Here is a 13,496-nt window from a genome sequence, read left to right on the forward strand (position 1 = left end):
ATTTTGCTTGGTGACAATAGCTTTGTGGTCCCACCTGATCCCATCCCGAACTCAGAAGTGAAACGCAATCGCGCCGATGGTAGTGTGGGGTCTCCCCATGTGAGAGTAGGTCATCGCCAAGCGCCTATTTATTCTCGAAAGAGAGTCGATATTCCCCAGCACACCGTGTTGGGGATTTTTTCGTTTAACGACTTCAGAAATACTTGCTTGATTTTACTAGCTCAGACCTGCTCCCATCCGCTCCTTATCGCCGCTGGCGCCCAGAAGTGAAACGCAATCGCGCCGATGGTAGTGTGGGGTCTCCCCATGTGCCCCCTTCGGGGATAATAAAGAGTAGGGTGAGGGGGCTGCGCTTATCAAGCGAAGCTTGATGCTGCTTCTGAACGCGGAGAGCTTGCTCGAAGCTGGCCATGACAGACGCCACTTTGGTTTTCACTTTTCGAAAAGTGAAGACAAAAAGTTAACTCGGAAGAGAGTCGAAAATCCCCAGCACACTGTGTTGGGGATTTTTTCGTTTGGGTGATTAAAAATCTGATAATACTATTAGGCTTGATCTAATCTTGTTTGTTTCAAAAAATTTAGTAAATGCTTAACTACAGCGCTTTTCCGCCTAAGGCTGTGATCTCCGCGGCTAACATGCTATGCAAATATGGGTATAATGTGGAATGAATTGTCGTTTAGGATGCGGTGCTTGCTGTATAGCGCCTTCAATAACCAGCCCTATACCAGGTATGCCTCAAGGTAAACCTGCTGGAGTGAGGTGCATTCAATTGGACGAGAATAATCTCTGTCGAATTTTTGGTAAACCGGAACGTCCATTACTGTGCGATCGTTTTACTGCCGAGCCGGACGTTTGTGGTGAGTCGACAGAAGAAGCACTTTGGTTGATCACATCTTTAGAAGCGGCGACGCAATCTTAGAAGGTAGATATGCAGTTAACTCGTTATACAGATTTTGGTATCCGTACTCTAATGTACCTGGCGATACAGCCGGAGAGAGAAACCCTGTTTCGTATTGCTGAGATCACCGAAGTATTCGATCTCTCATCTAACCATGTGTCTAAGATAGTGCATCACCTAGGTAAAGAGGGGTATCTAAAAACGATACGCGGAAAAGCCGGTGGTTTTAGGTTAGGTAAACCAGCTGAGCAGATCAATATCGGCGTGTTGGTGCGAACTCTGGAAAACTCGCTTGCACCGATAGATTGCGCAAAACCATATTGTCGCTTTACCCCTGCCTGTAAGCTTAAGGGCGTGTTGTCTGAGGCGGTGGATGCCTATCTGGCCGTTTTAGACCGTTATACGCTTGCGGATGTGATCAATAATCAGCAGGAGTTAAAGGCACTCTTGCCCGGTTTAGTCATACCGGTTGCCGTCGCTTAAGTTTTCCTTTAGTGCCGTGAATCCGTTAGTTGTGGCTGCTGAGCTATCCTGTAAGGCAGAAGCGCCGATGTTTTCACTAAGCTCAGGCTTTCGCTGCTGAGTCTCGATAGGTTTTTATTGAGAAAGGCGATAGTTTCTGGATAGGGATGGCCGATAACAATAACGTGATTTTGGCTCTTAGCCAGCTTGAGGATCTGCTTAAACTGTTTTTCTAGCGCCTTTTCACTGACATCATTGTCGAGAAAGATCTCCCGTCTCATAAGCGGCACGCCATATTTTAATGCCATCTCGCCTGCCTTACTGTAACGTGTGGTGACACTATCAACAAAATAGTTATCCTGTTGTTTTAGCGTCTGCATCAACCATCCCATAGGTTGTTCCATTTGGGTTAGCAGGCTCCCCATGTGGTTGTTCACCCCTCTAACATTTTCTATGCTGTTAAACGCGTCACTGAGTGTTTGCTTAAACTCCTCTTCCCCCATCTGATTGGTTAGGCCGCCAGGCCCGAGCTTCTTGCCATTAAGCGCCTGCATAGGTAAGTGCAGCATGATCTCATGCCCTTTAGCACTGGCTTGCTTGGCGATTTTTTTGCCGAGTGGCGTATGGGGTAAGACGGACAGGGTAACTGAGCTTGGCAGAGACAGTACGGCCTCATCGGTTTGGCGATAACCTATATCGTCAATAATGATAGAGACCTGAGCTGCGTGACTGTGAACACTGATAAAGATAAAGGCTAATAAGAGTAATAAGCGCACGATATTTTAATAATTAAGTATTGGTTTTTATCCATGTGATAGCCAAATTGACCAGCTTATCCTGTGCGACTTCATCATGGGGCGATAAGTTCTCGATTATAGGCACGTTTTCATTTGCCGTCATAGTATCGGATGAGATTTTTATATCTGGCTCTATGCCGATGGAGTGAATGTCCTTGCCCTTAGGTGTGCTGTAGTGGGCTATGGTGAGCTTAATGGCATTACCTTCGATGAGGGTCGGGATCAGGCTCTGCACTGTCCCCTTGCCGAAACTTTTCTCTCCCATTAGTGTAGCGCGCTGGTTTTCCTGTAGCGCCGCGGCCAGCACTTCCGATGCCGAGGCTGAGCCTTTATTGATCAGGACTATGATAGGCACCTTACTGAATATGTTGTGTGGCGAGGCAAAATAGTCTGCATTGGCATCGAAGAAGCGACCATTGGTGGAGACGATGCGACCCTTAGCTAGAAACAGATCGGCAATCTCAATGGCCTGGTCGAGCAATCCGCCAGGGTTGTTGCGCAGATCCAGGATCAAACCCGTTAGGGCTTTATCTTGCCATTGATCGAGTTGCTTTATCATATCCTGGGTCGAGTCATCCTGAAAGTTGGCTAACTTGATGTAGCCAATCCCGCCCTCGAGCAGCTCGCCGCTGACGGAATTCACATCGATAAAACCGGGTTTGAGGGTCACATCGATCAGCTCTCTGGAGTTGGGGCGGCTGAGGGAGAGATGGATAGCCAGATTGTGGCGGCTGTGAAATTTAATCTGTTTGAGCACAGTATCCAGCCGTTTGGGGTTGATGGACTCCTGGTTGACCTTGACTATCTTATCGCCGGGGAGAATACCGGCATTGGCGGCGGGAGAGTGGGGAAAAGGGCTGATGATAGTTACCTGCTCATTTTCGGTCGCGATTTCGATACCAAATCCGAAATACTCACCGCGATTAGTATCGACAAGTTCGTCGAACGCTTCCTGATCGAGAAAGGCAGAGTAGGGGTCGAGCTTGGCAAAGATACCGTCTATGGCTGCTTGGATCAGGGTCTGCTGGGAGATCTCATCCACATAATAGGTCTCAACCGTGTTGATCACATCCATCAGCTGGGCGTAGCTGGGCTGCGTCTGATATTTTTCGGCGTTCTCTTTACCGACCAGGGTGATAGATAAGCCTAAGCTTAAGCCCAGCACTATGCAGGTAAAATATCTTAGGAATTGAGCCATACGCAACCTCTTGAAGAAGGGGTTGCCATCCAGTTAGCGTTTGCAATATCTCGCAGGATCGACCGCTTGCCCCTTGTGCCGTATCTCAAAGTATAGGCCAGGTTCGGTTTGTCCACCTGAGCGACCCACCAAGGCGATGGTTTCCCCCTTGTTGACATTGTCTCCAGCGCTCTTGAGTAGGGTTTGGGCGTGGCCGTAGAGGCTCATAAAGCCTTTGCCGTGATCGACAACCATAACCATGCCGAAACCTCTAAGCCAGTCGGCATAGATCACCTTGCCGGCAGAAACGGCCTCGATGGCTTGTCCTTCGGGCGCCGACATTAATACCCCTTTCCATTTCACTTCGCCCGAGCGTTGGCTGCCAAAGCCTGAACTTATCCGTCCCTTGGTTGGCCAGCTCAGCTTATTTCTGCTGGATAAGCCTTCCATTTTCGGATTGTCTTTCATGGCGTTCAGCGCCTGCTCAATGACGCGTTTCAGGCTGGCTTCTTCTATCTGAAGTTGCTCCAGTTTCGAGCCCTGACTACTGAGGGTGAGTTGCAGCTGGGTAAGGGTCTGTTGACGCTGCGCCTGTTCCTGATTAAGTTTCTTTGCCTGTTGCTGCTGATCTACAATCAGCGCATTGAGTCGGCGCTGTTGGCTCTGTTGTTCCTGTTCGACGGATTCGAGTTCGGTCACAGTCTGTTGCAGCTGCTTGATGGCATCCATGCGGGCATCGTTAAGATACTGGTAGTAAGCCAGCAGGCGTTCTATGGTGGCGGGACTCTGCTGGTTGAGCAGCATCTTGGTGTAATCGTGATTGCCTGCCAGATACGCACTGGACAGCTGATTAGCAAGCACCTTTTGTTGAGTTCCCTTTTGTTTATCCAGTTCCACTTTGCGGCTGGCTAATTCGGCGAGTTTTTTATCGGTTTCTTTTAGCGCATCTTTGGTGCTGTTAACCTTTTTGGCTATGCGTGCAATGGCTTGTTCATCCTGCTTAAGCAGTTTTTGCAGCTTTTCACGCTGACGGCTGGTGTCTTTTAGGCTCGATTGCTGACCGCTAATCTGCTTTTGTATCTCAGCTAACTCGGATTGTCGCTGCTTCAGGTTGGAGGCCTGAGCCGCGCCGCAGAGCATGATAAAGCCCGCAATAATGCAGGCTTTATAAAAACCAAATCGTGTAAGCAATCGAGACTCGCTTATTATTTTAATGTGATAAGATTGCGTCCAGTCATCTCGGCTGGAACGGTTTGTCCCATCAAGGTTAACATGGTTGGTGCCAAATCACTTAATTTTCCGTTTGCGGAAATTTCAGCTTTGCGACCCACATAGATAAGCGGCACAAGTTCACTGGTATGAGCCGTGTGTGCCTGACCGGTTTGCTCATCTGTCATCTGCTCGGCATTGCCGTGATCGGCAGTGATTAAGCACTCACCATCAACCTTAGCTAAAGCCTCGACCACGCGGCCGATAGAGGTATCGACAGCTTCACAGGCCTTAACGGCCGCCTCGAAATTCCCTGTGTGACCTACCATGTCGCCATTGGGGTAGTTACAGATGATCACATCATATTTAGTCGATTCAATCGCCTCGACCAGCTTGTCGGTCAGTTCGGTGGAGCTCATCTCTGGCTGCAGATCGTAAGTGGCCACTTTCGGCGATGGGATCAGGATGCGATCTTCGCCTTCAAATGGCTGCTCTTTACCGCCGTTAAAGAAGAAGGTGACGTGGGCGTATTTCTCTGTCTCTGAGATCCGCAGCTGCTGCTTGCCGCTGTTTTGCAGCACTTCGCCCAAGGTGTTGACTAAGTCCACCGAGGGGTAGGCAACCGGCGCGTTTATATCGGCGGCATATTCGGTCAGCATTATGAAGTTGACTCTCGGGGTCACCTTGCGCTCAAAACCGCTAAAGTCGGCGTCGACAAAGCTGCGGGTGATCTGACGGGCGCGGTCGGCGCGAAAGTTCATGAAGATCAGTGCGTCCTTATCTTTAAGGCTGACGACATCGCCTTCGGGTGTGGTGATGGCCGAGCTGGCAACAAACTCATCGTTTTCGTCGCGGCCATAGGCGGCTTCCAGTGCATCAACAGCATTGTTGTATTGATGTAGTGATTTTCCTTCAGTGATCAGCTCATAGGCCTGTGAAACCCGCTCCCAGCGATTGTCCCTGTCCATGGCGTAGTAACGGCCGATAATGGACGCTATCTGCCCTGCACCTAGTTTGGCAAAAAGGGCATTGAAATGTGCCAGGCTGGATTTGGCGCTGCGCGGAGGCGTGTCACGACCGTCGAGGAAAGCGTGCAGATAGACTCTTTTGGCGCCGCGCTTGACCGCCATGGTGCACATGGCTTCGATATGGTTCTCGTGGCTGTGAACACCGCCCGGTGACAGGAGTCCCATGATATGTACCGCGCCATCGGCGGCAATCGCCTTATCGACTGCTTCAATCAAGGCGGGGTTTTCAGCAAATTCGCCGTCGTCAATCGCCTTGCCGATACGGGTCAATTCCTGATACACCACGCGGCCAGAACCTATGTTGATGTGGCCAACTTCCGAGTTACCCATTTGACCGTCGGGTAGTCCGACATCCAAGCCGGAACCTGAGATAAGTGAATTGGCGCAGGTTTGGGTGAGTTTGTCGAGAACCGGTGTGTTGGCGTGATAAACCGCATTGTTATCGGTGTTTTCACGGTAACCCCAACCATCGAGGATCAGCAGTGCCAGAGGGCGTTTGCGTGTCGTCATTGTGAGTACCTTTAAGTTTGAAAGTAAGTATAAAATCAGAAATTGATTAAATATTACTACGTACATAGAGGATCAAAAAGTGATTTACATCGATAGGGGTTATCGAGCCAGTCACAAATTGACGATTCGGCGTTACTGTGAACGCCAACAACTTGCTGCAATTAACCGCGACAATCGGTTATACTGTGCCGCTCAAAATGAACATAAGCCACACAAGTAGGCCCGAAAATAATGCAAGAATATATCGAATTTTTTAAAGCCAACCCTATGCTGAGTCTCGCTTGGATTGGTTTATTTGTCGCACTGATCGTCAGCGTCTTTAAGTCTAGCGTCTCTAAAGTGAAAACGGTCGATCATCAGCAGGCAGTGTTGTTAATTAACAAACAAGACGCCAAAGTGCTCGACGTACGCTCGAAAGAGGAATTCAAGAAAGGCCACATAGTTGACGCTGTGAACCTGCCTTTGGCCGAAATTAAAAATAATCAGATTTCTGCCCTTGAAAAGTTCAAAGCCAGTCCCATTATAATGGTATGCAATGCTGGAATGACTTCAGCGCAAGCTGCTCAGTTGATGGTAAAGGCGGGTTTTGAATCTGTTTACAACCTCAAAGGTGGTATGAGCGAATGGCAGCAGAACAATCTGCCTGTTGCCAAGAAAAAGTGATAACCCGTGCAAGCTTGCTTTTACTGAGTAAGATTGATTAGAGTGTCATCTCTTAAAAAAATGGCTTAAATCCTCAAATGGAGGATTTAAGATAAAACTAAAACTGGGATGGTGGCTGAGGTCTAATTGAGGACCCGAGTAGCAAAAGCCCTAAGATGATTCTTATGAATCAAACAAATTGAATTAGGTAAATATTATGGCTGAAGAAGTAGCAAACAACGAACAACAGGGTCCACAGTTCAACATTCAACGTATCTACACTAAAGATATCTCTTTCGAAACCCCAAACAGCCCAGCTGTGTTCCAAAAAGAGTGGAGCCCAGAGGTTAAGCTAGATCTTGATACTCGCAGCGCTAAGCTGGCCGATGATGTCTATGAAGTTGTTCTGTCTTTGACAGTAACGGCTAAAAACGGTGAAGAAACGGCTTTCCTGTGTGAAGTTCAGCAAGCGGGTATCTTCGCTATTTCTGGTCTGACTGAGCCACAACTTGCTCACTCTCTAGGCGCATACTGCCCTAACGTGCTGTTCCCATACGCTCGTGAAGCGGTTGGTAGCCTGGTTGCCCGTGGTACTTTCCCACAGCTTAACCTTGCACCAGTGAACTTCGACGCACTATTTGCACAGTACGTGCAGCAGCGTCAAGCAAGTGCTGAAGCGGCTCCAGCAGCTGACGAAGCGACAGCTTAATCACGCATGAACAACACTGCCGACATAACGGTACTGGGGGCGGGCTCTTATGGCACCGCCCTTGCTATTTCTTTAGCCAGTAACGGTCATAAAACCTTGCTATGGGGCCATGAGATAGAGCATATCGAAAGGCTCAAGCAAGACAGAAGCAACGAAGCGTTTTTACCTGGTATCCCTTTTCCTGAGCTGCTGATCCCCGAAGCGGATCTGGCTACCGCCTTAGCCGCCTCAAACAATGTTTTGGTCGTGGTACCAAGCCATGTGTTTGGATTAGTGCTGGCTCAGGCCAAGCCTCATCTTCGCAAAGATGCTCGCATCGTCTGGGCGACCAAGGGGTTGGAACCTGAGACAGGGCGTTTGTTGCAGGATGTTGCGCGCGAAGTGTTAGGCGATGCCTATCCGCTGGCTGTACTGTCTGGGCCGACGTTCGCAAAAGAGTTAGCCGCTGGCATGCCGACCGCTATCTCAGTTGCCGGAACCGACCAGAGCTTTACCCAAGATCTGGTGGAACTGCTGCACAGCCCAAGCCGTTTACGCGTCTACGCCAACGATGACTTTATTGGTCTGCAATTGGGCGGCGCGGTGAAAAACGTGATTGCTATCAGCGCTGGTATGTCAGATGGCATAGGCTTCGGCGCCAACGCCAGAACCGCACTGATCACCCGTGGCCTGGTGGAACTTACCCGTCTGGGTGAGGCTATAGGCGCACAGGCATCCACCTTTATGGGGATGGCGGGTCTTGGCGATCTGGTGCTCACCTGTACCGACAACCAGTCCCGTAACCGTCGTTTTGGTCTGGCCTTAGGTCAGGGTCAGGATGTGGAAACGGCTCAGGCCGAAATTGGTCAGGTGGTCGAAGGCTACCGTAATACCAAAGAGGTTTACACCTTAGCCAAGCGCCTCGGCGTGGAGATGCCGATCACCGAACAGGTGTATCGTGTGCTCTATCAGGGCGGCACGCCTCACGAAGCGGCTAAGGCCTTGCTCGCCCGCGAGAAGAAGTCAGAAACCAAAGAGAGCGAATGATCTCTGTCTCGGTTTATGCCGGTTATCGAGTTTATGTAGAACAATATATGTAGAATCATAAAGGGTGCTAAAATAGCGCCCTTTATTTTTGCCCTGTGCGCCATCTTTGGCAATTAAGCTCTGGCAATATTAGGTCAGGCAATTCAGGCTCGGTAATCTAGCTTTACGATGCACCGCCAATGGGCAAATTTGTTCGTTTATCCTGTGGAGTTATAGCGTGAAACATCATCAAGTCATCATAATAGGCGCAGGCGCCGCAGGCTTAATGTGCGCCGCGACAGCCGGTTATCGCGGCCGTGATGTACTGGTGTTAGACAATGCCAAACAGGCGGGACGCAAGATCTTAATCAGTGGCGGTGGCCGCTGTAACTTCACCAATCAGAAGGTGGAGCCGGGCAATTTCATCTGCCAGAATCCTCACTTCGTTAAATCGGCACTGGCTCGCTATCGGTCTCAGGATTTTATCGAGCTGGTCGAGCGCCACGGTATCGAATATCACGAGCGGGATCACGGCCAGCTGTTCTGCAACGACTCGGCCAAAGAGATAGTGGCTATGCTGCTCACAGAGTGCGACTGGGCTGGGGTGCAGATTCAGCTACGCACCGAGATTCAGTCTGTCATCAAAAATGCCGTTGGCCAGTTTGAACTCGAGACTTCTAAGGGGCGCTACAGCTGCGACTCGCTGGTGATCGCCACCGGTGGTCTCTCCATGCCTAAATTGGGGGCAACTCCCTTTGGCTACAAGCTGGCCGAACAGTTCGGATTAAAGGTATTGCCGACCTCAGCAGGCTTAGTGCCCTTTACCTGGCACAGCGAGCAAAAACAGTTATTTGAGCCCCTCTCTGGTATTGCTGTGCCGAGCACCATTACCGCCAAAGATGGCACCCAGTTTAGCGAGGCACTGCTGTTTACCCATCGCGGTTTGTCTGGCCCGGCGGTACTGCAGATCTCCAACTACTGGCGACCCGGCGAGACCATTTCAATCGATCTGCTGCCCAATATGGATGCGACTGTTTCTTTGGATGATGCCCTCGCGCAGCACCCGAAACAAAGCCTGCGTAATACCCTGAGTCAGTGGTTGCCCAAGCGTTTGATCGAATTGCTTTTCGATGAAGCCTTGCTCAATAAGGCGCTAAATCAATTGGTGCATGCCGAGCGGGATCGAGTTGTGGATAAACTGCATCACTGGGAGCTGTTAATGAATGGCACCGAAGGCTATCGCACCGCAGAGGTGACTCTGGGCGGCGTGGATACAAACGAGCTGTCATCGAAAGATATGCAGAGTAAAAAAGTCCCAGGACTCTTCTTCGCCGGCGAGGTGATGGATGTCAGCGGCTGGCTCGGTGGCTTTAACTTCCAGTGGGCTTGGGCCTCCGGCGTCGCCGCAGGACAAGCGGTTTGATTTGTGTAGATACAATCAAGTTTGCCAATATTAAATAGTGCATCGGCTCTGTCAACAACTTGATACTGGTCAACCACGCTGACATGAAGGTGTTGCTGGTACATTATACCTTTCAATGTTTTCAATAAAAAATTTCATTTCAACTCTAATTTTTAACTACTGGATAGCATTTCTGTTATAGTTGCGCTTACGTTCAGAATGCCTGCATGGATAGGAACACATGATCAAATGCCACCTCGCCCGTTTGATGGGAGAGCGCAAATTAAGAATAGCGGATGTCATTCGTGAAACGGGCTTAAGCCGCAACACAGTGACACTTCTGTACAAAGAAACAGCACAAAAAGTGGACTTAGAAGCCATAGACAAACTGTGTGTACTATTTAATTGTCAAGTTGGTGATCTCCTAGAACAGTCACCAGAGAATGATTAATAAAAACAATAGCAAAGGACTGATATGAGTTTCACTGAAGATTCTAGAGTAAAAATACCGACGATCTTACATTTGATGCGATTAGGGTATAAGTACCTGTCGCTTAAAGGTACTTCTTGGGATAAAGATACTAATATTTTTCCTGATCTTTTTTCCACTGCGATAAGCAATATCAACCCAGAACTAACACCTGATGACGTTGCCCGTTTGCTCGAAGAAGTGAAACTCTCTCTGGATAACGAAGACTTAGGCCGAGCTTTTTTCAATAAGTTGAAGGCTCGATCTGGTACTAAGCTGATCGATTTCGAGAATTTGTCCAACAACAGCTTCCATGTCGTTACTGAACTAACCTACAAGAACGGAGACGATGAATTTCGTCCTGACATCATCTTGTTAATCAACGGCATGCCACTGGTGTTTATTGAGGTGAAAAAGCCCAACAACCGAGACGGTATCATCGCGGAAAGAGAACGCATCAATAAACGTTTTCAAAACCCGAAATTCAAGCGCTTTGCTAACATCACTCAGTTCATGATTTTTTCCAACAACATGGACTACGTCGATGGTGATCCAGAGCCAGTACAAGGTGCGTTTTACGCGAGCAGTTCATATGACAAGCCAGTGTTTAACTACTTTCGTGAAGAAGAGGTGTTAGATCTCACAGCGCTTTTAAAACCACTAACTGATGAGCAAGAACTGGCAGTACTCAAAGACAACAACTTAGAGGTGATCCGCAGCAACCCTGAGTTTTTGAGCAACAAAGAACCCAGCCGCCCAACCAACCGAATTTGTACCTCTTTACTCAGCAAAGAGCGTTTGTCCTTTGTTCTACGCTATGCATTGGCTTATGTATCAGAGAGTGATGGCCTGCAAAAACACATCATGCGCTACCCACAGATGTTTGCGACCAAAGCCATTGAGAGAAAGCTAAACGAAGGGGTTCGTAAAGGGATTATTTGGCATACCCAAGGAAGTGGTAAAACCGCGTTAACCTATTACAACGTCGGGTTCTTAACGGATTACTTCCAAAAGCGAGAAATCATTCCAAAGTTCTATTTCATCGTCGATAGACTAGATTTGCTGCAACAAGCACAGCGGGAGTTCACTGCACGCGGCTTGATTGTTCATACTATAAACTCCCGTGAAGCGTTCACGCGTGACATCAAAGCCACACAAGTGATTCACAACCACTCAGGCAAAGCCGAAATAACCGTCGTCAACATTCAGAAGTTTAAAGACGACCCCGACGTTATTTCAACGCAAGACTATAACGTTACCATCCAACGTGTTTACTTCTTGGATGAGGTTCATCGCAGTTACAACCCGAAAGGTAGCTTTCTGGCCAATCTGACTCAGTCTGATACCAACGCTATCAAGATAGGCTTAACGGGTACGCCCTTACTGGGTGAAGACTATAACTCACGAGTTCTTTTTGGCGATTACATTCACAAGTATTACTACAATGCTTCCATTGCCGACGGCTATACCCTGCGCTTAATCCGTGAAGAGATCGCGACCAATTACAAAATGACGCTTCAGCAAGCACTTGAAGAAGCTGAAGTAAAAATGGGCGATGTAGACCGCAAAGAAATATACGCCCATCAAAGTTTTGTTGAGCCAATGCTGGACTACATCATCAGCGACTTCGAAAAGAGTCGCGGCACGCTAAATGACGCAACCATAGGCGGTATGATCATTTGCGATAGCTCAGACCAAGCAAAGAAAATGTTTGAGCTGTTTAATGCGGTGTACGCCTCTAAGTCACCAACCTTGCCCCTATCCAGCAGTGACCGCGCGGAACCTCAGCGAGCAACATCGGTAGCAGAACCAATTCCGACTTACGTTCAAACGGCAAGCATGGAGCCAGCCAAGCAAGCCCACAAAGTGAGCAATGCTGCGCTGATTTTGCATGATGTCGGCACAAAACAAGAACGCAAAGATTGGGTTGAAGATTTCAAAGCAGGAAAAATCGACTTACTGTTTGTTTACAACATGCTACTCACAGGCTTCGATGCTAAACGCTTGAAGAAACTTTACCTTGGCCGCGTGATCCGCAAACATAACTTGCTACAAGCACTCACACGCGTCAATCGCACATACAAAGACTTCCGTTATGGCTATGTGGTCGATTTTGCAGATATCCGCAAAGAGTTTGACGCGACTAACAAAGCTTACTTTGACGAGCTGCAATCAGAGTTGGGCGACGAAATCGAAAGCTACTCCAAGCTATTCAAATCACAGGAAGAGATCAAACAAGAGATAGAACACATTAAAGATGTGTTGTTCCGCTTTGATATCGACAACATGGAGACCTTCTGTGATCAAATCAGCCAGATACAAGACAGAGAAACTGTCTTAGCACTGAAAAATGCCCTAGCTGATGCACGAAGCCTGTATAACCTTATTCGCCTGCAAGGTGAATACGACTTCCTTGATGAACTGGATTTTGCCAAGCTCAACGTGCTTTACCGCGAAACCAGCAATCATTTGGACTTGCTCAACCTCAAGCAAGATCTTGAACAAGGTACAGACACCACACACCTGCTTCACCGAGCCTTAGAAGATGTCATCTTCAAGTTTGTTAAGATCGGTGAAGAAGAGCTAGTTTTGGCTGACCAGTTGAAAAATACACTGCGCCAAACACGCGAAGCACTGGCAAGTAACTTTGACCAGCAAGACCCGAAGTTCATCAACCTGAAAGATGAACTAGAGCGCTTATTTAAGAAAAAGAATCTCAGTGAAGTCACGCAAGATGAAATGGTCGCCAACATCGATGCGCTCAACAAAATTCACCAACGAGTGAAAGAATTGAACCGACAGAACAACCAATTGCGTCAGAAGTACCTAGGTGACACCAAGTATGCGCGTCTGCACAAGCGTTTATTTGAGCGCCAACAAGAGAGACGTGACATTACAGACTCTGAAAGAAAGATTTTTGAGGCCCTACTCGGAGTCAAAGAAGACGCCGATAGCCAGGTGCTCGACAACACCTCCGTTCTCGATAACGAAAGCTATTTTGCGCGACATCTGCTACCAAAGGTTCATAACCGCTTTATCAAACAACAGAGTATTCCCTTGAATGCGGAAGCAGTACGTTATGTAAACCACCTTGTCGTTGCAGAATATTTAAAAGAATTTAATACAGGTAGCCAATCCTGGTAAGAACATAAAGCTTATATTTAAAAGTAAAAGGCAGTACACAAAC

At 48.3% G+C, this 13,496-nt stretch carries 12 protein-coding genes and 1 rRNA gene; 9 read left to right on the top strand and 4 right to left on the bottom strand.

Annotated elements, in window-relative coordinates:
- The first annotated feature begins 6 nt into the window (after positions 1-6).
- The 3 genes from rrf (at position 7) to LZP69_RS15210 (ending at position 1,382) form a co-directional block, all read left to right on the top strand.
- Positions 7-122 (top strand): 5S ribosomal RNA (rrf, locus tag LZP69_RS15200).
- A gap of 543 nt (positions 123-665) precedes the next feature.
- A complete protein-coding gene (locus tag LZP69_RS15205) occupies positions 666-920 on the top strand; it encodes a YkgJ family cysteine cluster protein (RefSeq protein WP_234201569.1) in 255 nt (84 codons plus the stop codon).
- A gap of 9 nt (positions 921-929) precedes the next feature.
- The gene (locus LZP69_RS15210) at positions 930-1,382 is read left to right on the top strand and encodes an Rrf2 family transcriptional regulator (protein ID WP_234201570.1); all 453 of its coding nucleotides are present in this window, start codon (positions 930-932) and stop codon (positions 1,380-1,382) included.
- Positions 1,383-1,390: 8 nt separating this feature from the next.
- Here LZP69_RS15210 and LZP69_RS15215 read toward each other — a convergent pair whose 3' ends face one another.
- From LZP69_RS15215 to gpmM, 4 genes are read right to left on the bottom strand one after another with little or no spacing between them, the layout of a single operon-like run.
- Entirely contained in the window at positions 1,391-2,137 is a 747-nt protein-coding gene (locus LZP69_RS15215; RefSeq protein WP_234201571.1) for a divergent polysaccharide deacetylase family protein, read from the bottom strand.
- 13 nt (positions 2,138-2,150) lie between these two features.
- Complete coding sequence (locus LZP69_RS15220; RefSeq protein WP_234201572.1) at positions 2,151-3,356, bottom strand: S41 family peptidase; 1,206 nt, start codon at positions 3,354-3,356, stop codon at positions 2,151-2,153.
- 33 nt (positions 3,357-3,389) lie between these two features.
- Positions 3,390-4,526 carry a murein hydrolase activator EnvC family protein gene (locus LZP69_RS15225; RefSeq protein WP_442800692.1) on the bottom strand — a complete coding sequence of 379 codons (1,137 nt, stop codon included), beginning with the start codon at positions 4,524-4,526 and terminating at the stop codon, positions 3,390-3,392.
- Positions 4,527-4,540: 14 nt separating this feature from the next.
- On the bottom strand, positions 4,541-6,082 hold the full coding sequence (gpmM, locus tag LZP69_RS15230; RefSeq protein ID WP_234201573.1) for a 2,3-bisphosphoglycerate-independent phosphoglycerate mutase: 1,542 nt from the start codon (positions 6,080-6,082) through the stop codon (positions 4,541-4,543).
- 231 nt (positions 6,083-6,313) lie between these two features.
- On the opposite strand from gpmM, the gene LZP69_RS15235 reads away from it, so the two are divergent.
- The 6 genes from LZP69_RS15235 (at position 6,314) to LZP69_RS15260 (ending at position 13,453) form a co-directional block, all read left to right on the top strand.
- Entirely contained in the window at positions 6,314-6,745 is a 432-nt protein-coding gene (locus LZP69_RS15235; protein WP_234201574.1) for a rhodanese-like domain-containing protein, read from the top strand.
- Between the two features lie 196 nt (positions 6,746-6,941).
- Positions 6,942-7,433 (top strand): protein-export chaperone SecB, encoded by a 492-nt coding sequence (secB, locus tag LZP69_RS15240; RefSeq protein ID WP_234201575.1) that lies wholly within the window; start codon positions 6,942-6,944, stop codon positions 7,431-7,433.
- A gap of 6 nt (positions 7,434-7,439) precedes the next feature.
- Complete coding sequence (gene gpsA, locus LZP69_RS15245; protein ID WP_234201576.1) at positions 7,440-8,459, top strand: NAD(P)H-dependent glycerol-3-phosphate dehydrogenase; 1,020 nt, start codon at positions 7,440-7,442, stop codon at positions 8,457-8,459.
- 217 nt (positions 8,460-8,676) lie between these two features.
- The gene (locus tag LZP69_RS15250; RefSeq protein ID WP_234201577.1) at positions 8,677-9,861 is read left to right on the top strand and encodes an NAD(P)/FAD-dependent oxidoreductase; all 1,185 of its coding nucleotides are present in this window, start codon (positions 8,677-8,679) and stop codon (positions 9,859-9,861) included.
- 220 nt (positions 9,862-10,081) lie between these two features.
- The gene (locus tag LZP69_RS15255; protein WP_234201578.1) at positions 10,082-10,291 is read left to right on the top strand and encodes a helix-turn-helix domain-containing protein; all 210 of its coding nucleotides are present in this window, start codon (positions 10,082-10,084) and stop codon (positions 10,289-10,291) included.
- Between the two features lie 24 nt (positions 10,292-10,315).
- Complete coding sequence (locus LZP69_RS15260) at positions 10,316-13,453, top strand: type I restriction endonuclease subunit R (protein ID WP_234201579.1); 3,138 nt, start codon at positions 10,316-10,318, stop codon at positions 13,451-13,453.
- Positions 13,454-13,496: the final 43 nt, after the last annotated feature.

The organism is Shewanella sp. AS1 (genome assembly GCF_021412565.1).
Lineage (GTDB): Bacteria > Pseudomonadota > Gammaproteobacteria > Enterobacterales > Shewanellaceae > Shewanella.

Coding starts and splice junctions, on each gene's coding strand:
- LZP69_RS15205 (WP_234201569.1), top strand. CDS start 666: ATGAATTGTCGTTTAGGATGCGGTGCTTGCTGTATAGCGCCTTCAATA.
- LZP69_RS15210 (WP_234201570.1), top strand. CDS start 930: ATGCAGTTAACTCGTTATACAGATTTTGGTATCCGTACTCTAATGTAC.
- LZP69_RS15220 (WP_234201572.1), bottom strand. CDS start 3,356: ATGGCTCAATTCCTAAGATATTTTACCTGCATAGTGCTGGGCTTAAGC.
- gpmM (WP_234201573.1), bottom strand. CDS start 6,082: ATGACGACACGCAAACGCCCTCTGGCACTGCTGATCCTCGATGGTTGG.
- LZP69_RS15235 (WP_234201574.1), top strand. CDS start 6,314: ATGCAAGAATATATCGAATTTTTTAAAGCCAACCCTATGCTGAGTCTC.
- secB (WP_234201575.1), top strand. CDS start 6,942: ATGGCTGAAGAAGTAGCAAACAACGAACAACAGGGTCCACAGTTCAAC.
- gpsA (WP_234201576.1), top strand. CDS start 7,440: ATGAACAACACTGCCGACATAACGGTACTGGGGGCGGGCTCTTATGGC.
- LZP69_RS15255 (WP_234201578.1), top strand. CDS start 10,082: ATGATCAAATGCCACCTCGCCCGTTTGATGGGAGAGCGCAAATTAAGA.
- LZP69_RS15260 (WP_234201579.1), top strand. CDS start 10,316: ATGAGTTTCACTGAAGATTCTAGAGTAAAAATACCGACGATCTTACAT.